Origin of the sequence: Kitasatospora sp. NPDC088134, assembly GCF_044741705.1 — a bacterium.
In the GTDB taxonomy this organism is placed as follows: Bacteria; Actinomycetota; Actinomycetes; order Streptomycetales; family Streptomycetaceae; genus Kitasatospora.
Genome location: NZ_JBIUTD010000011.1, coordinates 77,893 through 96,283 on the forward strand (window position 1 = coordinate 77,893; position 18,391 = coordinate 96,283).

Consider the following 18,391-nt stretch of genomic DNA (forward strand, 5'->3'; position numbering starts at 1 on the left):
GTCATGGCTCCTGCTACCCGGACGAACCGGACGACCCGGACCGCCGCCCCCGGCCGGCACCCGTCCTCCCTGGCGTCGCTGTGGCGCAGCTCCGTCGGCAAGAAGGCGGTGATGGCGGTCAGCGGCCTGCTGATGCTGGCCTACCTGGTCGCCCACATGCTGGGCAACCTCAAGGTGTTCTTCGGCCCGGACGACATCAACGGCTACGCGCACTGGCTGCGCACCATCGGCGAGCCCTTCCTGCACCACGGCTGGTTCCTCTGGCTGGCCCGGCTGGTCCTGCTCGCGGCCGTGCTCGCCCACGGCACCGCCGCCTACCAGCTCTCCCGCCGCGACCTGAAGGCCCGTCCGGTCAAGTACGCGCACCGGCGGCAGCGGGCCACGTACGCGACCCGGACGATGCGGTGGGGCGGGGTGATCCTCGGGCTGTTCGTCGTCTGGCACCTCCTCGACCTGACCACCCTCACGGTGAATCCGGCCGCCGAGGAGGGCCACCCGTACCAGAACATCGTGGCCTCGTTCTCGACCTGGTACTCGGGCGCGATCTACTGCCTGGCGATGCTGGCGCTCGGCCTGCACGTGCGGCACGGCTTCTGGAGCGCCGCGCAGACCCTGGGCGTCAACAACCCGCGCCGCGACCGGGCGTTGAAGCTCGCCGCGAACGGGCTGGCGCTGCTGCTGACCGCCGGGTTCCTGTCGGTGCCGGTCGCCGTGATGACCGGACTGGTCCGATGAACCCCCACCACCCCACCGGGAGCACGGCAATGAGCTACCTCGACTACACCCTCGGTGCGCCGGTCACCGACACCGCCGCCCCCGCCGGGCCGATCGAACAGCGCTGGGAACAAAGGCGGTTCGAGGCCAAGCTGGTCAACCCCGCCAACCGCCGCAAGCACACCGTGATCGTGGTCGGCACCGGCCTGGCCGGCGGCGCGGCCGGTGCCACACTCGCCGAACAGGGCTACCGCGTCGTCCAGTTCTGCTTCCAGGACTCGCCGCGACGTGCGCACTCGATCGCCGCGCAGGGCGGCATCAACGCCGCCAAGAACTACCGCAACGACGGCGACTCGGTGCGCCGGCTGTTCTACGACACCGTCAAGGGCGGCGACTTCCGGGCCCGCGAGTCCAACGTGCACCGCCTCGCCGAGGTCTCGGTCGAGATCATCGACCAGTGCGTGGCCCAGGGCGTCCCGTTCGCCCGCGAGTACGGCGGCCTGCTCGACACCCGCTCCTTCGGCGGCGTCCAGGTCTCCCGCACCTTCTACGCCCGCGGCCAGACCGGGCAGCAACTCCTGCTCGGCGCCTACCAGGCGCTGTCCCGGCAGGTCGCCGCCGGGAACGTCGAGCTGCACCCGCGCACCGAGATGCTCGACCTGCTGGTGGTCGACGGCCGGGCCCGCGGCATCGTCGCCCGCGACCTGGTCAGCGGCGAGATCCGCTCCTACACCGCGGACGCCGTGGTGCTCGCCACCGGCGGCTACGGCAACGTCTTCTACCTCTCCACCAACGCCAAGAACTCCAACGCGACGGCCATCTGGCGGGCCCACCGGCGCGGCGCCCTGTTCGCCAACCCGTGCTTCACCCAGATCCACCCGACCTGCATCCCGCGCTCCGGCGACCACCAGTCCAAGCTGACCCTGATGAGCGAGTCGCTGCGCAACGACGGCCGGATCTGGGTGCCCAGGGCGAAGGGCGACACCCGCCCGGCGGCGCAGATCCCCGAGGACGAGCGCGACTACTACCTGGAGCGGATCTACCCGGCGTTCGGCAACCTGGTGCCGCGCGACATCGCCTCCCGGGCCGCCAAGGTGGTCTGCGACGAGGGCCGCGGCGTCGGCCCCGGCGGGCAGGGCGTCTACCTGGACTTCGCCGACGCGATCGCCCGGCTCGGCCGGGACGCCGTCGAGGCCAAGTACGGCAACCTGTTCGAGATGTACGAGCGGATCACCGCCGAGGACCCGTACACCGTCCCGATGCGGATCTACCCGGCGATCCACTACACGATGGGCGGCCTCTGGGTCGACTACGACCTGCAGACCACGATCCCCGGCCTGTTCGCGATCGGCGAGGCCAACTTCTCCGACCACGGCGCCAACCGGCTCGGTGCCAGCGCCCTGATGCAGGGCCTGGCCGACGGCTACTTCGTGCTGCCGCCCACCCTGAACGACTACCTGGGCCGCACCGAGCTGCCCGCTGTCCCCGCCGACCACCCCGAACTCGCCGCCGTGGAAGCCGAATCCGCCGACCGGCTGAACCTGATCCTGGCCGTCGACGGCGACCGCACCCCCGACTCCTTCCACCGCGAACTCGGCGAACTCCTCTGGGAGGAGTGCGGCATGGCCCGCGACGAGGCCGGACTGCGCCGCGCACTGGCCCGCATCCCGCAGATTCGGGACGAGTTCTGGCACCGGATCAAGGTGCCCGGCACCGGCGAGGAACTCAACCAGGCGCTGGAGAAGGCCAATCGGTTGGTCGACTACTTCGAACTCGCCGAACTGATGTGCCTGGACGCGCTGCACCGCGCCGAGTCCTGCGGCGGCCACTTCCGCACCGAGTCCGCCACCCCGGAGGGCGAAGCCGCCCGCCGCGACCAGGAGTTCGGCTACGCCGCCGCCTGGGAGTTCACCGGCACCGGCACCGCCCCCGTCCTGCACAAGGAAGAGCTCGTCTTCGAGCACGTCCACCCCACCCAGCGGAGCTACGCGTGAACCTCACCCTGCGCATCTGGCGCCAGCAAGGCCCGGACACCCCGGGCGAGATGACCGAGTACCGGGTCTCCGGGATCAGCGCGGACATGTCCTTCCTGGAGATGCTCGACACCCTCAACGAGGAACTCATCCTGCGCGGCGAACGCCCGGTCGCCTTCGACCACGACTGCCGCGAAGGCATCTGCGGCGCCTGCGGCATGGTCATCAACGGCCAGGCGCACGGCCCCGAACGCACCACCACCTGCCAGCTCCACATGCGGCACTTCGACGACGGCGACACCATCGACATCGAACCCTGGCGGGCCGGCGCCTTCCCCGTCGTCCGCGACCTGATGGTCGACCGCTCCGCCCTCGACCGGATCATCGGCTCCGGCGGCTACATCACCGCCCCCACCGGCTCCGCCCCCGAGGCCCACGCCACCCCCGTCCCCAAGGAGGCCGCCGACCTGGCCTTCGAACACGCCGAGTGCATCGGCTGCGGAGCCTGCGTCGCCGCCTGCCCCAACGGCTCCGCGATGCTGTTCACCGCCGCCAAGGTCGTCCACCTCAACGTCCTCCCGCAGGGCGCTCCCGAACGCGCCTCCCGGGTCCGCGACATGGTCGGCGCGATGGACGACGAGGGTTTCGGCGGCTGCACCAACACCGGCGAATGCGCCACCGCCTGTCCCAAGGGCATCCCGCTGACCGGCATCGCCCGCCTCAACCGGGAGTTCCTGCGCAGCTGACCGCAGCTGACCGCAGCTGACCGCAGCTGACCGCAGCTGACCGCAGCCGGTCACCAGTGACCTGACGGTCCGTCAGATGCCGTAGCGGCGGGTCGACTGCTCGGCCTGGGCGATCCGGCGGAGGTTGAGCAGGACCGGTTCGAAGAGCACCGCGCCGGCCACCGCGTACTCGACCCGGGCGCGGGTGTCCGGGAGTTGTTCCATCCGGTCCAGGTCGTGCCCGGCGGCCTGCTCCATGGTGCGGGCGTACGGCAGCAGGTCGGCGGCGGTGAACGCGTAGCCGAGCCGGTGCAGCGTCGCCAGCGCGGCGACCAGGGCGCGGTGCGCGGGGGACAGGCCGCCGATCTCCCGGGCGGCGTCCCAGCCGAGTTCGGCCAGCAGCTCCCCGACCAGCGCGTCCGCGGCGGCCCGCGCCGGGTCGGCCTGCTCGGGTTCCGCGGGCTCCGCCGCCGGGCCCGCTGCCGGGCCCGCCTCCTGCTCGGACCCGCCCGCGGAGTGCGGCAGCGCCCAGAGCGCCGCGCCCAGCCGGATCGAGGTGCCCAGCGACTCGTCGTCCACGTGCGCCAGCACCTCGCGCACGGTGGCCACCGGGAGCCGCCCGACCTGGATCATCGCCCGCACCAGCCGCAGCCGCCGCAGGTGCGACTCGTCGTACTCGGCCCGGGTGGCGCTGACCCGCTGCCCGGGCGGCAGCAGCCCCTCGCGCAGGTAGTACTTCACGGTGGCGAGCGGGACGCCGCTGCGCTCGCCCAGGTCCGCCAGGCGCATCCTCTTGTGTCCTCCATTGGTGAGTGCCACTATCCAAGAAAGTGAGCAACTGAAGAGTAGGGACATCCCACCACGGGGTGCTCCGACGAGGGGGCCGCCATGTTCACGAAACCACTGCCGGGCCGCACCACCGCCGCCGCCGAGGGCGAGGTCGTCGTCTTCCTGATCGGCATGCGGATCAACCACTTCTGGGCGCCCCACCACTGGCTGCCCGTCTTCCTCGGCATGCCGCGGATGCTGCGCGAACTCTCCCGCGACCCCGCCTCCGGCCTGCTGCACTTCCAGCTCCTCACCGGCTCCCCGCGCACCTACTACGTGGTCCAGTACTGGGAGTCCGCCGAGAAGCTGCTCGCCTACGCCGGCGCCCCCGAGAAGCTGCACCGCCGCTCCTGGGGGACGATCCACCGCTTCGAACGGCTGGGCCGCCGCCACGTCGGCATCTGGCACGAGACCTACGTCGTCCCGCCCGGCAACTACGAGTCCCTGTACGGCGACATGCCGCCCTACGGCCTCGGCGCCGCCACCGGCACCGTCCCCGCCGAACGGCGCGGCCGCACCGCCCGCGACCGCTTCGCGCACGGAACCGCGCCCGCCCCCGCCGGGGAGTGACGAGGCGTCAGGACGGGCCGGCCAGCCAGCAGCGCAGCGCCCACCACCAGTGCGCGGCCCGCTCCACCCCGCCCGCGAACGGGTCCGCGCCGGTCAGCTCGCGCAGCCGCCGCAGCCGGTACTTCACCGTGTTGGCGTGCACGTGCAGCGCGGCGGCCGTCCGCTCCGGGCCGCCGCCGTGCGCCAGCTGGGCCAGCGCGGTGGCCGCCAGCTCGCGGTGGAAGGCGTCGGACCGGTCCAACCCGCCCAGCAGCTCGGCCGCCAGCACCGCGCCCAGCCCGCCGGGCCCGGTCGGCGCCGCCGTCAGCAGCGCCAGGTCGGCCAGCCGGTGCGGCCCCGCCAGCCCCGCCTCCTCGGCCGCCCGCAACGCCTCCCGGGCCAGCGCGTACAGCGGCGCCAGCCCCTCGGGCGGCGCGGCCGGCGTCACCACCGCGAGCGGACCGTCCACCGGCAGCACCGCCGACCAGGACGCCTCCGGCCCGAACGCCCCCGACGCGGCAGCGTTCGATGCGGCAGCGACCGGTACGGCGGCGACCGGGACGGCAGCGTTCGGTACGGGGGCGACCAATGCCGTCAGCCGCCCGTCCACGAACCCGCACAGGCCCGGCCCCGCCGCCGACAGCACCCGCTCCAGCGGCCCGGCCGCCGCCGGGTCGCCGACCGCCGTCACCACGCAGTGGTAGCGCCCCGCCGCCGACAGCACCCCCGGCAGGGCCTGCAATGCCTCCCCGTGCAGGAGTTGACGCAGCGCCAGCACCGCGCCCTCCCGGGCGGTGCGGGCCGACTCCAGCTCGGCCTCCCGGTGCGCCTGCACCATCCGCCGGGCCAGTGCGGTGCTGATCCGGTCGATCCGGGTCACCCCGTCCAGCAGGTCGTCCGCCGGGACGCCGGCCCGCCGTCCGGCCGCGACCACCGACTCCACCAGGTGCGCGCGGCCCGCCTGGAACCCGTCCAGCAGCGCCGCCACCGGCACTCCCTGCCGGGCCCGGTCCGAGCCCAGCAGCGCCGCCGCCGCGAGCACCCCCGCGTCCACCTCGCCGCCCGCCTCCAGCGCAGTGCGCACCCCGTCCAGCAGCGCCCGGGTGTGCCGGCGCACCTCGCCCTCCGGCAGCCCCGCGACCAGTCCGGACGCCGCCCGGGCGGCCCGCACCGCCGCCGCCAGCACCTCCGGGTCGGCGGTCCGGCCCGCCACCAGCCGCACGAAACCGTCCGCCATGCCGTCCGTGCCGCCCGCCGCGCCGTCCACCGCACCCGCCTCCCGTGGTTGTCCCCTGGTTGTCCCATGGTTGTCCCCGGCGGACAATCCGCCCCGTCCGTCTTGGGCGCCCACAGCCTAGGCCGGGCGCCACCGCTCTGCTGAGCTTGGCCCGCCGGGACGACACCGGCACCCTTCCGCACACCCAGAGGAGAGCCGCCATGTCCGACACCGAGTCGATCCTCGACCGGCTGCCCGCCGATCTGGTCTTCCGCCTCCCGCCGAGCTTCGCCACCGTCGAGGAGGAGCGCCGCCACCGCAAGGAGCGGCTGGCCGCCGCACTGCGGATCTTCGGCAAGCTCGGCTTCGAAGAGGGCGTGGCCGGGCACATCACCGCCCGCGACCCCGAGCGCACCGACCACTTCTGGGTCAACCCGTTCGGGATGTCCTTCAAGCACGTCAAGGTCAGCGACCTGGTGCTGGTCGACCACCACGGCACCGTGGTCGAGGGCCGCTACCCCGTCAACCAGGCCGCGTTCGTCATCCACTCCCGGATCCACCGGGCCCGCCCGGACGCCGTCGCCGCCGCGCACAGCCACTCCACCCACGGCCGGGCGCTCTCCGCGCTGGGCCGCACCCTGGAGCCGATCACCCAGGACGTCTGCGCCTTCTACCAGGACCACGCCCTGTTCGACGACTACACCGGCCTGGTCACCGACCTGGAGGAGGGCGAGCGGATCGCCACCGCGCTCGGCTCCCGCAAGGCGCTGATCCTGCGCAACCACGGCCTGCTCACCGTTGGCAGCACGGTGGACGCCGCCGCCTGGTGGTTCATCACCATGGAGCGCTCCTGCCAGGTCCAGCTGCTCGCCCAGGCCGCCGGGACGCCCGTCCCGATCTCCCCGGAGAACGCCGCCCTGACGTACCGCCAGATCGGCAGCGACCTGGCCGGCTGGGTCAACTACCAGCCGCTGCACGACCAGATCGTCCGCGAGCAGCCCGACCTGTTCGACTGACTGCCGCCCCGCACGGTCCCATCCCGGTGACAACCCCGGTGACCGCCCCGCACGGTCTCACCCCGGCTCGGCCGTCCGCTCCACCAGGACGGCCAGGCCGTCGAGTTGGCGCTGCAGGCCGAACTCGAACAGGCCGTCCAGGTCGAAGTCGTAGCCCTCCTCGGTGAGTCGGCGGAAGGTCGGGAAGCCGGCCACCAGCTCGGTGTAGCGCGGCTCCTGCTGGTCCATCCAGGCCTCCGCGTCCTGCCCGGTGGCGGCCTCCGCGGCGGCCTCCAGCTCCAGGTTCAACGCCGTGCCGCGGATGTAGTTCACCAGCGTCAGGTAGGCGGTCAGCACGTCCTGCAGCGCCAGCCCGGCGCCGACCAGCGCGGACAGCACCCACTCGCCGAACGGGAGCGCGTTGGGCAGCGGCTGGGGGCGGGTCACCGACAGTGCGGACGCCAGCCACAGGTGCGCCCGGCAGAGCGCCCAGAACCGGTGCGCGGCCAGCTCCAGCCGGGGCCGCCAGGGCAGCGCCGTCTCGGCGGGGGAGAACCGCAGCTCGCCGAAGACCCGGTCCATCATCCGCTCGACCAGGCCATCCTTGTCCGGCACGTGCCGGTACAACGACATGGTGGCGACGCCGAGTTCGGCCGCTACCCGGCGCATCGACAGCGCCTCCAGGCCCTCCGCGTCGGCGACGGCGACCGCCGCCGTGACGATCCGGTCCGCCGTCAGACCGCCGTCGACGGCCGGGCGCCGGGGCGGTGCGGCTGCCCCGGCTGCCGGGGCCGCCGCAGCTGCCGGGGCCGGACGCGCGGCGGGCCGGGGCGCCGGGCCGCCGGGGGAGTCGGGGGAGTCGGCGCCCGGCGGGTGCTCGGCGACCACCGTGCCGACGCCCGGGACGGCCCGCACCAGGCCCCGGGTGCGCAGCTCGGCGAGCACCTTGGTGGCGGTGGCCATCGCCACGCCCCACCGCCGGGTGATCTCCCGGGTGGACGGCACCCGGTCGCCGGGGCGCAGCTCGCCGCGCCCGATCCGCTCCCCGAGTTCGGCCGCGATCTGCTCGTAGCGGTCCACCCGCCCCACCTCCGCACTAGTGCACCAGTGCGGCCCATGCTAGCTGCCGGGACGGTCGCGACACCAGGGCGGGGCCGCCCGCCACCGCACTAGTGCACTAGTGCGCGACCCCCAACTGCCTTGCTTTTCCTGCTTGACCAGTGCACTGCGTACGCCGTACATTCAGAGCCATGGAGAACACCGACATCCTCGTCTCGGGCGGCGGAATCGCCGGCCTGGCCCTGGCGTACTGGCTACGCAAGGCAGGCTTCCGCCCCGTCGTGGTGGAGCGCGCCCCCGCCCCCCGGCCCGGCGGCCAGACCGTCGACCTGCGCGGCGCCGGCCGCACCGTGATCACCCGGATGGGACTGCTCGACCGGGTCCGCGAACTCGCCGTCGACCAGCGCGGCATCGCCCTGGTCGACCGCGACGGCCGGCACACCGCCCGGCTGCCCACCGAACTCTTCGGCGGCGAAGGCATCGTCTCCGACCTGGAGATCCTCCGCGGCGACCTGGCCGCCGTCCTGTACGAGGCCACCGCCGAGGACGTCGAGTACCGCTTCGACGACAGCATCACCGCCCTCACCGAGGACGCCGACGGCGTCCACGTCACCTTCGAGAACGCCCCGCCCCGCCGCTTCGACCTGGTGGTCGGCGCCGACGGCCTGCACTCCGTCACCCGCCGCCTCGCCTTCGGCCCCGAGAGCGAACTCGTCGTCCCGATCGGCGGCTACACCGCCTGGTTCACCGCCCGCACCGAACTGGACCTCGACGGCTGGTTCCTGATGTACAACGCCCCCGGCGGCCTGGTCGCCACCGCCCGGCCCGGCCGCCTCCCCGGTGAGACCAAGGCCGGACTCAGCTTCCGTTCCGCCCCGATCGCCTACGACCGCCGCGACCGCGCCGCCCAACAGCGCCTGCTCGCCGAGAAGTTCACCGGCGCCGGCTGGGAGACCGACCGCCTGCTCGCCGCGATGGCCGACGCCGACGACTTCTACTTCGAATCCCTCGGCCAGGTCCGCCTGAACGACTTCACCCGCGGCCGCACCGCCCTGATCGGCGACGCCGCCTGCTGCCCCACCCCCCTCACCGGCCTCGGCACCAGCCTCGCCCTGGTCGGCGCCTACCTGCTGGCCGGCGAACTCGCCGCCGCCCGCGGCGACTTCACCACCGCCTACGCCACCTACCAGCACCGCATGCAGCCCTACGCCGCCAAGGCCCGCGAACTCCCCCCGGGCGGCATGACCGGCTACGCCCCAGGCAGCGCCGCCATGATCCGCCTGCGCGCCGCCTCCATGCGCTGGATGACCCGCTGGCCGCTGCGCCGCCTCATGGAGGCCCAGGTCGCCAAAGCCTCCGAGGTCGAACTCCCCGACTACGCCACCGAGTTCGCCCTCCCGCGAGGATGATGGGCCGGCCGCCGCACCGGAAAACCCGTGGCTCCCGGAGCGGGGCCGCCCGTAGCATGCCGGGGCCCGCGCCCCCGACGGAGAGCCGCCCCGATGCCCGTCCTGCCGCTGCCGCTGCCGGTGTCGCCGTCACCGTCACCGAAGTCGCCTCCGGTGCCGGTGCCGGTGCCGGTGACGGTGCCGATGCCGCTGCTGCCGCGCCGCACCCCGAGCGCGTCCGGCCTCTCCGCCCGGGCGGTCGGCGCGCTGCTGGACCGGCTCGAAGCGCGCTCCGTCGAGTGCCACTCGCTGATGATCGTGCACCGCGGCGCGGTGGTCGCCGAGGGCTGGTGGGCCCCGTACTCGGCCGAACGCCCGCACCTGCTCTACTCGTTGACGAAGTCCTTCACCTCGGTCGCGGTCGGCCTCGCGGTCGCCGACGGGCTGCTCTCACCGGACGACCGGGTGGTGGACGTGCTGCCCGACCACGTCCCGGCCGGCGCCCCGGCCCAGGCCCGCCGGCTCACCGTCCACCACCTGCTGACCATGACCGCCGGACACCCGGCCGACACCCTCGCCGAGGCGTGGGAACGCGAACCCGCCGACCTGGTGCGGGGTTTCCTGTCGCTGCCGTTCACCGCGGCGGAGGGGACGCGGCACACCTACGACAACGCGACCACCTTCGTCCTGGCCCGGATGGTCGAACGGGTCACCGGCCGCGGCCTCCCGGAGTTCCTGGACGAGCGACTGTTCGCCCCGATGGGCATCGGCCCCGCCGAGTGGGACCGGGTCGGCAGCGGCGCGGCCTTCGGCTTCCACGGCCTGCACCTCACCACCGAGGCCGTCGCCGCGTTCGGCGAACTGCTGCGCCGCGGCGGCCGGTGGGGCGGGCGCCGACTCCTCCCGCGCGCCTGGGTCGAGCGCGCCACTCGGCGGCACGTCGACTGCACGCCCTACCGGGCCGGGGCCGCCGACCCCGATTTCGCCCGCGGCTACGGCTACCAGTTCTGGCGGTCCCGGCACGGCTACCACGGCCACGGCGCCTTCGGACAGCAGTGCGTGGTGGTGCCCGAGTACGACCTGGTGGTCGCGGTGACCGCCCAGACGGACGCCCAACAGGTGCTCGACGCCCTCTGGGAGTGCCTGCTGCCCGGCCTCGGCCACCCGGACGGCACCCGCGCGGACCGGGTCCTGGCCGACCGCCTCCACCGGCTCGCCCTGCCCGTACCCACCGGCGCGCCCGCCCCGGGCCGGACCGCCGACGCCCGACTCGGCCCCGCCACCGAGGAATCCGCACTGCCCGCCGCGACCCCCGTGCACCTCGCCCCCGCCCCGGACGGCTGGCAGCTCCGGATCGGCCCGCTCCCCGACACCGGCACCACCCTCACCCTCGCCGTCGGCCGCACCACCTGGCAGGAGAGCGCCCCGCTCGGCCGCCCCGTCCTCGCCACCGGCGCCTGGCAGGGCGACACCTTCACCGCCGACCTCTGCCCGATCACCACCCCCCACCGGGTCCGCCTCACCGTCGACACCACCACCGCCACCGCCCGAGCCACCTGGACCACCGTCCCCCTCACCGGCCCCCGCCTCGAACTCCACCTCCGCACCCCCCTGATGACCCGCCCCGACGTCGCCTGACCACCCTGCCCATCAGGCGCATGCGAACCGTGGCCCGGTCCGTCCTGCGCCGCCGGGGCGGGGTGGCAGGATGCCCGGCGTGAGCTGTGACGTGTGCGGGCGGGCGATGGAGCGGTGGGACGTGCCGCCCGGTCGGTGGTGGCGGGAGTGCTGGGAGTGCGGGTGGTGCCGGGCGAAGGTGACCCGGCACGGGCCCGGGCTGACGGTGAGTCGGCAGCCGTACGTCCCGTGGGACCTGCGCTGGGAGCGGGCCTGTTCGGACCTGCTGCCGGACGCGGGGCGGCACGCGTACAGCGGCCGGGGGCGGACGCTGTGCGGCATCGAACGGCCCGACCTGGCCGGCTCCCCGTACGGCGGGTGGGGGTACGACGCGGAGGAGTGCCCGGACTGCCGGTCCGAGGCGCTGGCCGTGGACGCCCGCTGGCCGGCGGAACTGCGCAAGGGCTACGGGGACTTGCTGGCCCCGCCGCCGGAGCCCGACCCGCTGGACGACCCGGACCGGGTGGTGCCGCCGGACGAACTCGGCCGCCCCGACCTGGTGCTGCCCGCCGTCGCGTGGAGCCCGCGCACCCGCGTCCTGGAGACCCGCCCGACCGGCCGGAACGGCCCCGACGACGGCTACCGGTGGATCGGTGACGGTCCGTCGGCGCTCCGGCTCCCGGCCCGCTGGTTCTGCTACGCGGGCGTCCCGTACCCGCCGGCCGACCCGTGGGCGCACGACCCCGAGGACGGCTTCGGTCGCTCCTTCGACCTGCTCCCGCCGCTCGACGAGGACTCCTTCACCGGCGACTGGTCCTGGTTCAGGGAAACCGACGGAAGGGGCGGAAGGGGCGGAACCGACGGAGCCGACGGAGCCGACGGAACCGGCGGGATCGGCGAGCCGCTGGAGCACCGCACCGCCGTGACCGACCGGATCGCCGCCGCCCTGGCACCCGACGGCCTCGCCCTCCCGGCCGACTTCGTCGCGCTGATCACCCGGTCCCGGCTGCACCGCTGCCTCGACCGGGCGGGCGGCGACCGGACGGACGTGACGGGGCCGCTGCCCAGCCCGCTGCACCCGGACGACCGGCTGGTGCCGTTCCTGCGCGAGGGCCAGAGCCTCTACCTCCAGTACCTCTACCTGCACCGCGACGGCTCCTCCGCCGTGGTCGGTTCCACCCGGGACCTGACCGAGGAGCCGGTCGAACGGTACGGCCCCGACGGCGAGTTGGTGTCGGTCGGGCCGGCGGAGCTGTTCTGGTGCGCCCCGAGCACCGAGGTGTTCGCCTACCGCTACCTGGCCGAGGAGACGCTGCGGACCGCCGCCCGGGAGCGCCGCCGGGCCGGTGAACTGGACCCGGAGCACCTGGCCCACCTGGCGCACTACCTGCGGCCCTGAAGCGCGGGCGGCAAAGGGGCCGGCCCCGCGCCCGGTGGGGTGGGGGCGGGGCCGGCGGGGGAGGGGTGGTGCGTCAGCCGGTGAAGCCGGCGGTGATGGCGGTGAACTGCCAGTCGGACTGGGCGATGCCGGAGCAGGTCTCCTGGAGGCCGCCGCCCGCGCAGCCGCGGTCGCGGTTGACGGACCAGAAGGCCAGCCGGGCGAGGTGGTTGGTGTTGGCCCAGTCGCGGATCGCCGTCCAGTTGGCGACCGTGGTGGTCTCGTTGTTGTCGCTGAGGCCGTTCATGCCGGAGATGCCGACGTGCGCGTACGCGGTGGCGTCGTCCCAGCCGTACACCGACTTCAGCTTGTTCTTCAGGCCGGTGGCGGCGCTGACGGTGGCGGCGTACATGTCGGTCGAGGCGTTGCCGAAGTCGAACGGCATGATGGTGAAGACGTCGATGTCCGCGCCGAGCGCCTTGGACTGCTCGATCAGCCGGTTGCCGTCCGCGGTCGGGCCGCTGGTGGCGGTGCCGAAGGTGACGATGGTCCGGATGCCCGGGTTCTTCTGCTTGACGATCTTCAACGCGTTCAGGATGCGGTCCTGCACGGTGTAGTTCTCGAACTCGTCGGTGTTCTCGATGTCGATGTCGATCGCCTTCAGGCCGTAGGCGTCGATCACCTTCTGGTAGGCCCCGGCCAGCGCGGTCGCGTCGGCGCAGTTCGGGCCGAGCTTGTTGCCCGACCAGCCGCCGAAGGACGGGACGACGTCGCCGCCCGCGGCCCGCACCGCGTTGATGGTCTGCTGGTCCACGCCGTTCAGCAGCGGGCGCTGGCTGTCCCAGGTCGGGTTGCAGCCGTTCTGCGCCAGCACGAAGGCCAGCGTGAACCACTTGATGCCGGTGGCGTTCATGACGGTGGCGGCGGCCGGCGGGTTGCCCCAGCCGTTGTACAGGTACGGCGCGGCCTGCTTGAAGCCGCTCGGCACGGTCACCGGGGGCGTGGTCACCGCGAGCGCGTTGGAGGCGGCCGAGGCGTTGCCCGCCGCGTCCCGGGCCTTGACCGTGAAGGTGTACGCGGTGGACGCGCTCAGCCCGGTGACGGTCGCGGTGGTACCGGTGACGGAGGTGTTCAGCGTCCCGTTCTTGTACACGTCGTACGCCGTCACGCCGACGTTGTCGCTGGACGCGCCCCAGCTCAGCGAGACCTGGGTGGCGGCGGTGGCGGTGGCGACCAGGTTGGTCGGCGCGCTCGGCGCGGTCGTGTCGGAGCCCGAACTCGTGGTCACCGAGAGGGAGTTGGAGGCGGCCGAGGCGTTGCCGGCGGCGTCGTGCGCCTTCACGGTGAAGGTGTACGCGGTGGCGGCGGTCAGGCCGGTGACGGTCGCGGTGGTGCCGGTGACGCTGGTGGCCAGCGTCCCGTTCTTGTACACGTCGTAGCCGGTGACGCCGACGTTGTCGGTGGCGGCGCCCCAGCTCAGCGAGACCTGGGTGGCGGCGGTGGCGGTCGCGGTCAGGCCGGTCGGCGCGGTCGGGGCCTGGGTGTCCGGGGTGCCGCCGCCCGGGCCGTCCAGGCTGACGTCGTCCGCGTAGTACGTGCCCTGCCCGTACCAGCCGTTCAGGTACACCTCGGCGGTGGTCTGCGCGGCGCCGGTGGTGAACGACACGGTGAGCTTCTGCCAGTCGGCGGCCGCCGGCGTCCAGGTCGAACCGCCGCCCGTCACGCCCAGGTAGACGTAGCTGCCGCGGACCCAACTCGACAGCGCGTAGGTAGTGTTGGGCTGCACGGCGACGGTCTGCACGCACTTGGCGTTGTCGGAGGCGCTGACCGCCGCGGCCAGCGCCTTGCCGCCGCCGTGGACGGGCGTGGAGACCACCGAGCCGAGGCCGCCGGAGCAGCTCCAGCCGCTCAGCGTGCCGGTCTCGAAACCGGGGTTGACCAGGATGTTCGCGGCGCTCGCGGTGCCGGGAACGGCCGCGACCGCGGCGGTCGCCAGCAGCAGCGCGGCGGCGCCGACCGCGGTGAGGCGACGGGTGGGGGCGTGCACGGGGACCTCCAGTGGGGGTTGGGGGCGGAGGTGCGAGGGAGCGCGGACTACAAAATGGACTGGACCAATTGCGGATGTCAAGGCTTGGTCAAAACCCGGACCCGCCGCCGACCCTCCGTCAACACCCTCCGCCGACCCTCCGTCAACACCCGCCCGACGCCCCGCCGACCCGCCGCGATCCGCCCCGCCCGGACGGGACGCCACTGCTCCGTCCGGGTGTCCCCCGGCACGCCGCGCCGGGCTCCGGGGCCCAGCTCGGGCACGATCGTTCAGCCCTGCTGTGGCACCCGTTAAGAATTCCTCGATGGACCGCACCCGCCGTGACCAGGCAGATTTCACCCTGCCCGGCCGGTGACCGCCGCACGCCGGGCCGCCCGACCGGACCTGCGCCCGCGCAGGCCCGCCCACCGGCCTGCCGACCAGCAGGCCCGGACCGACCCTGCGTCAGGAGCGCTCGCCGTGAAGGCACTCGTCAAGCTGAACGCCGAACCCGGCCTCTGGATGACCGACGTCCCGGAGCCCGAGATCGGCCCCGGCGACGTCCTGATCAAGGTCCTGCGCACCGGCATCTGCGGCACCGACCTGCACATCCGCAAGTGGGACGGCTGGGCCCAGCAGACCATCCGGACCCCGATGACCATCGGCCACGAGTTCGTCGGCGAGGTCGCCGCCGTCGGCGCCGCCGTCACCGACGTCACCGTCGGCGACCTGGTCAGCGGCGAGGGCCACCTGGTCTGCGGCAAGTGCCGCAACTGCCTGGCCGGCCGCCGCCACCTGTGCCGCAACACGATCGGCCTCGGCGTCAACCGGGACGGCGCCTTCGCCGAGTACGTCGCGCTGCCCGCCTCCAACGTCTGGGTGCACCGCGTCCCCGTCGACCTCGACGTCGCCGCGATCTTCGACCCGTTCGGCAACGCCGTGCACACCGCGCTGTCCTTCCCGCTGGTCGGCGAGGACGTCCTGGTCACCGGCGCCGGCCCGATCGGCATCATGGCCGCCGCCGTCGCCAAGCACGCCGGCGCCCGCAACGTGATGATCACCGACGTCTCCCCGTACCGCCTCGACCTGGCCCGCAAGCTCGGCGTCACGCTCGCCCTGGACGTCTCGCAGCACACCATCGAGGAGGGCCAGCAGAAGCTCGGCCTGCGCGAGGGCTTCGACGTCGGCCTGGAGATGTCCGGCCGCCCCGAGGCCATGCAGTCGATGATCGCCAACATGACGCACGGCGGGAAGATCGCCATGCTCGGCCTGCCCGCCGAGGACTTCCCGATCGACTGGGCCCGCGTCGTCACCTCGATGATCACCATCAAGGGCATCTACGGCCGCGAGATGTTCGAGACCTGGTACGCGATGTCCGTGCTGCTGGAGGGCGGACTCGACCTCGGCCCGGTGATCACCGGCCGGCACGCCGCCCAGGACTTCGAAGCCGCCTTCGACGAGGCCGCCGGCGGCCACTGCGGCAAGGTCATCCTCGACTGGACGACGCTGTAAGCGCTTTGACGGCAAGCCCGCTGATCCCTCGTTAGGAGCGACACCCCGTGTTCGAGAACGTCCGCGACGACCTCGCCGCCACCCTCGCCGAGATCCGCGAAGCCGGCCTGTTCAAGCCGGAACGCGTCATCGGCACCCCGCAGTCCGCCGAGATCACCGTCACCTCCGGCACCGGCGGCCAGGTGCTCAACTTCTGCGCCAACAACTACCTCGGCCTCGCCGACCACCCCGCCGTGGTCGCCGCCGCCAAGGACGCCCTGGACCGCTGGGGCTACGGCATGGCCTCCGTCCGCTTCATCTGCGGCACCCAGGACGTCCACAAGGAACTGGAGCAGCGCCTCTCCCAGTTCCTCGGCCAGGAGGACACCATCCTGTACTCCTCCTGCTTCGACGCCAACGGCGGCGTCTTCGAGACCCTGCTCGACGAGCGCGACGCCGTCATCTCCGACGCGCTCAACCACGCCTCCATCATCGACGGCATCCGCCTGAGCAAGGCCCGCCGCCACCGCTACGCCAACCGCGACCTCGCCGACCTGGAGAAGCAGCTCCAGGACACCCAGGACGCCCGCCGCCGCCTGATCGTCACCGACGGCGTGTTCTCGATGGACGGCTACATCGCCCCGCTCGCCGAGATCTGCGACCTCGCCGACCGCTACGACGCCATGGTCATGGTCGACGACTCGCACGCCGTCGGCTTCGTCGGCCCCACCGGCCGCGGCACCCCCGAACTGCACGGCGTGATGGACCGCGTCGACATCATCACCGGCACCCTCGGCAAGGCCCTCGGCGGCGCCTCCGGCGGCTACGTCGCCGCCCGCCGCGAGATCGTCGCGCTGCTGCGCCAGCGCTCCCGCCCCTACCTGTTCTCCAACTCGCTCGCCCCGGTGATCGCGGCCGCCTCGCTCACCGTGCTCGACCTGTTGGAGACCAGCGACGACCTGCGGGCCCGGCTGCGCGCCAACACCGAGCTGTTCCGGACGAGGATGACCGAGGCCGGGTTCGAGATCCTGCCCGGCGAGCACGCCATCGCCCCCGTCATGGTCGGCGACGCCGCCAAGGCCGGCCGCCTCGCCGAGCTCCTGCTCGAACGCGGCGTCTACGTGATCGGCTTCTCCTACCCCGTGGTCCCGCACGGCGCCGCCCGGATCCGGGTCCAGCTCTCCGCCGCCCACAGCACCGAGGACGTCGAGCGCGCCGTCGCCGCGTTCGTCGACGCCCGGGCCGCGCTGGAGGGCTGAGCGCCCCACCGACCAAGGCGCGGTACCACCCTCGACCGCGCCGTTCCCCGACGAGGACGCCCCGCCCGCAGCGGGGGCGCCCCCGTCCGGCGCGGGGAGCCGATGCACCCGGCTCCCCGCGCCGCCTCCTGCCCGCGCCGCCCCCTGCCGTCCCCTGCCCGTGCCGTCCCGTGCCGTCCCGTGCTGTCCCGTCCCGTCCCGCCGCACTCCGCCGCCCTGGCAGAATTGACCACGTGATCGACGCACGACGGCTGCGGACCCTCCGGGCCGTGGCCGACCACCGGACGGTGACCGCCGCGGCGGCCGCGCTCTACCTGACCCCCTCCGCGGTGTCCCAGCAGCTCGCCGCCCTCGAACAGGAGACCGGCCACACCCTGCTGGTCCGCGCGGGCCGCGGCGTCCGCCTCACCGCTGCCGGGGAGATCCTGCTCAGCCACGCCGACGCCGTCCTCGCCCAGCTGGAACGCGCCGAGGCCGACCTCGCCGCGTACAGCACCGGCGCGGCCGGCGAGGTCACCGTCGCCGCGTTCGCCACCGGCATCGCCCTCGTGCTGGCCCCCGCGATAGCCGACCTGGCCGGCACCGCCCCCGGCCTGCGGGTCCGGGTCCTCGACGCCGAGGGCGACGCCAGCCTCCCGATGCTGCTCGACGGCCGCGCCGACATCGCCGTCGCCGTCGAGTACCGCGGCGCGCCCCGCCCCGACGACCGCCGGCTCACCATGCTCCCGCTGTACGCCGAGCCCTTCGACGCCGTCCTCCCGCTGCACCACCCGCTGGCCGGCCGGGACGGCCCCGTCGCCGTCGCCGACCTCGCCGCCGAACCCTGGATCGGCCCCTACCCCGGCAACCCCTGCCACGACGTCGTCCTGCTCGCCTGCGAGCACGCCGGCTTCCAGCCCCGCCTGGTGCACTCCTCCGACGACTTCCGCGCCGTCACCGCCCTCGCCTCCGCCGGCGCGGGCGTCGCCCTCGTCCCCCGTTCCGCCCTCCGCGGCGCCGAACTCTCCACCGTGGCCGTCCGCCCCGTCGACAGCGCCCTCGCCACCCGCCGGGTCTTCGCCGCCACCCGCGCCGGCGCCGAGCACCACCCCCTGATCCGCCCCGTCCTCGACACCCTCGCCGCCACCGCCACCCACCTCGACCGCCCGGCCTGAGCACCCGACCTGACCCCGC

Annotated in this window: 15 protein-coding genes; 11 read left to right on the plus strand and 4 right to left on the minus strand. The window is 73.9% G+C overall.

Annotation, left to right across the window (positions count from 1 at the left end; translation table 11 throughout):
• Positions 1-3: 3 nt before the first annotated feature.
• Genes ACIOHG_RS19010 through ACIOHG_RS19020 form a run of 3 tightly spaced genes read left to right on the plus strand, consistent with a single transcriptional unit; the run spans position 4 to position 3,433 of the window.
• On the plus strand, positions 4-735 hold the full coding sequence (locus ACIOHG_RS19010; protein ID WP_400951850.1) for a succinate dehydrogenase cytochrome b subunit: 732 nt from the start codon (positions 4-6) through the stop codon (positions 733-735).
• A gap of 29 nt (positions 736-764) precedes the next feature.
• Complete coding sequence (locus ACIOHG_RS19015; RefSeq protein WP_400951852.1) at positions 765-2,708, plus strand: fumarate reductase/succinate dehydrogenase flavoprotein subunit; 1,944 nt, start codon at positions 765-767, stop codon at positions 2,706-2,708.
• Complete coding sequence (locus ACIOHG_RS19020; protein WP_400951853.1) at positions 2,705-3,433, plus strand: succinate dehydrogenase/fumarate reductase iron-sulfur subunit; 729 nt, start codon at positions 2,705-2,707, stop codon at positions 3,431-3,433. Before ACIOHG_RS19015 ends, ACIOHG_RS19020 begins: the two co-directional genes overlap by 4 nt.
• 72 nt (positions 3,434-3,505) lie before the next feature.
• Here ACIOHG_RS19020 and ACIOHG_RS19025 read toward each other — a convergent pair whose 3' ends face one another.
• Positions 3,506-4,201 carry a MerR family transcriptional regulator gene (locus ACIOHG_RS19025; protein ID WP_400951855.1) on the minus strand — a complete coding sequence of 232 codons (696 nt, stop codon included), beginning with the start codon at positions 4,199-4,201 and terminating at the stop codon, positions 3,506-3,508.
• A 99-nt stretch (positions 4,202-4,300) separates the two neighbouring features.
• Between ACIOHG_RS19025 and ACIOHG_RS19030 the strand changes: the two genes are divergently transcribed.
• Positions 4,301-4,810: a DUF4188 domain-containing protein gene (locus ACIOHG_RS19030; RefSeq protein WP_400951857.1), complete on the plus strand. Its 510-nt coding sequence runs from the start codon at positions 4,301-4,303 to the stop codon at positions 4,808-4,810.
• Positions 4,811-4,817: 7 nt separating this feature from the next.
• On the opposite strand, the gene ACIOHG_RS19035 is transcribed toward ACIOHG_RS19030, so the two are convergent.
• Complete coding sequence (locus tag ACIOHG_RS19035) at positions 4,818-6,056, minus strand: helix-turn-helix domain-containing protein (RefSeq protein ID WP_400951859.1); 1,239 nt, start codon at positions 6,054-6,056, stop codon at positions 4,818-4,820.
• A 170-nt stretch (positions 6,057-6,226) separates the two neighbouring features.
• Here ACIOHG_RS19035 and ACIOHG_RS19040 point away from each other — a divergent pair, with 170 nt between their 5' ends.
• Positions 6,227-7,021, plus strand: coding sequence for a class II aldolase/adducin family protein (locus ACIOHG_RS19040; RefSeq protein WP_400951860.1), 795 nt, complete (start codon positions 6,227-6,229; stop codon positions 7,019-7,021).
• A 57-nt stretch (positions 7,022-7,078) separates the two neighbouring features.
• Here ACIOHG_RS19040 and ACIOHG_RS19045 read toward each other — a convergent pair whose 3' ends face one another.
• Positions 7,079-8,080 (minus strand): TetR/AcrR family transcriptional regulator C-terminal domain-containing protein, encoded by a 1,002-nt coding sequence (locus ACIOHG_RS19045; protein ID WP_400951863.1) that lies wholly within the window; start codon positions 8,078-8,080, stop codon positions 7,079-7,081.
• 170 nt (positions 8,081-8,250) lie between these two features.
• Between ACIOHG_RS19045 and ACIOHG_RS19050 the strand changes: the two genes are divergently transcribed.
• The 3 genes from ACIOHG_RS19050 (at position 8,251) to ACIOHG_RS19060 (ending at position 12,463) form a co-directional block, all read left to right on the plus strand.
• Positions 8,251-9,468, plus strand: a complete 1,218-nt coding sequence (locus ACIOHG_RS19050) for an FAD-dependent monooxygenase (protein ID WP_400951864.1) — start codon at positions 8,251-8,253, stop codon at positions 9,466-9,468.
• Positions 9,469-9,561: 93 nt separating this feature from the next.
• On the plus strand, positions 9,562-11,085 hold the full coding sequence (locus ACIOHG_RS19055) for a serine hydrolase domain-containing protein (protein ID WP_400951867.1): 1,524 nt from the start codon (positions 9,562-9,564) through the stop codon (positions 11,083-11,085).
• A gap of 79 nt (positions 11,086-11,164) precedes the next feature.
• The gene (locus ACIOHG_RS19060; RefSeq protein ID WP_400951869.1) at positions 11,165-12,463 is read left to right on the plus strand and encodes a hypothetical protein; all 1,299 of its coding nucleotides are present in this window, start codon (positions 11,165-11,167) and stop codon (positions 12,461-12,463) included.
• A gap of 73 nt (positions 12,464-12,536) precedes the next feature.
• Here the strand turns inward: ACIOHG_RS19060 and ACIOHG_RS19065 are convergent, their stop codons facing one another.
• Positions 12,537-14,489 carry a fibronectin type III domain-containing protein gene (locus ACIOHG_RS19065; RefSeq protein WP_400951871.1) on the minus strand — a complete coding sequence of 651 codons (1,953 nt, stop codon included), beginning with the start codon at positions 14,487-14,489 and terminating at the stop codon, positions 12,537-12,539.
• 459 nt (positions 14,490-14,948) lie between these two features.
• Between ACIOHG_RS19065 and tdh the strand changes: the two genes are divergently transcribed.
• From tdh to ACIOHG_RS19080, 3 genes are all read left to right on the plus strand, one after another.
• Positions 14,949-15,980, plus strand: a complete 1,032-nt coding sequence (gene tdh, locus ACIOHG_RS19070; RefSeq protein WP_400951872.1) for an L-threonine 3-dehydrogenase — start codon at positions 14,949-14,951, stop codon at positions 15,978-15,980.
• 47 nt (positions 15,981-16,027) lie between these two features.
• Positions 16,028-17,218 carry a glycine C-acetyltransferase gene (locus ACIOHG_RS19075; RefSeq protein ID WP_400951874.1) on the plus strand — a complete coding sequence of 397 codons (1,191 nt, stop codon included), beginning with the start codon at positions 16,028-16,030 and terminating at the stop codon, positions 17,216-17,218.
• A gap of 233 nt (positions 17,219-17,451) precedes the next feature.
• A complete protein-coding gene (locus ACIOHG_RS19080) occupies positions 17,452-18,372 on the plus strand; it encodes a LysR family transcriptional regulator (protein WP_400951877.1) in 921 nt (306 codons plus the stop codon).
• Positions 18,373-18,391 lie beyond the last annotated feature (19 nt).

Bases quoted from the DNA above. Each gene is read 5' to 3' on its own strand.
- ACIOHG_RS19010 (WP_400951850.1), top strand. From the start codon at position 4: ATGGCTCCTGCTACCCGGACGAACCGGACGACCCGGACCGCCGCCCCC.
- ACIOHG_RS19015 (WP_400951852.1), top strand. From the start codon at position 765: ATGAGCTACCTCGACTACACCCTCGGTGCGCCGGTCACCGACACCGCC.
- ACIOHG_RS19025 (WP_400951855.1), bottom strand. From the start codon at position 4,201: ATGCGCCTGGCGGACCTGGGCGAGCGCAGCGGCGTCCCGCTCGCCACC.
- ACIOHG_RS19030 (WP_400951857.1), top strand. From the start codon at position 4,301: ATGTTCACGAAACCACTGCCGGGCCGCACCACCGCCGCCGCCGAGGGC.
- ACIOHG_RS19040 (WP_400951860.1), top strand. From the start codon at position 6,227: ATGTCCGACACCGAGTCGATCCTCGACCGGCTGCCCGCCGATCTGGTC.
- ACIOHG_RS19050 (WP_400951864.1), top strand. From the start codon at position 8,251: ATGGAGAACACCGACATCCTCGTCTCGGGCGGCGGAATCGCCGGCCTG.
- ACIOHG_RS19055 (WP_400951867.1), top strand. From the start codon at position 9,562: ATGCCCGTCCTGCCGCTGCCGCTGCCGGTGTCGCCGTCACCGTCACCG.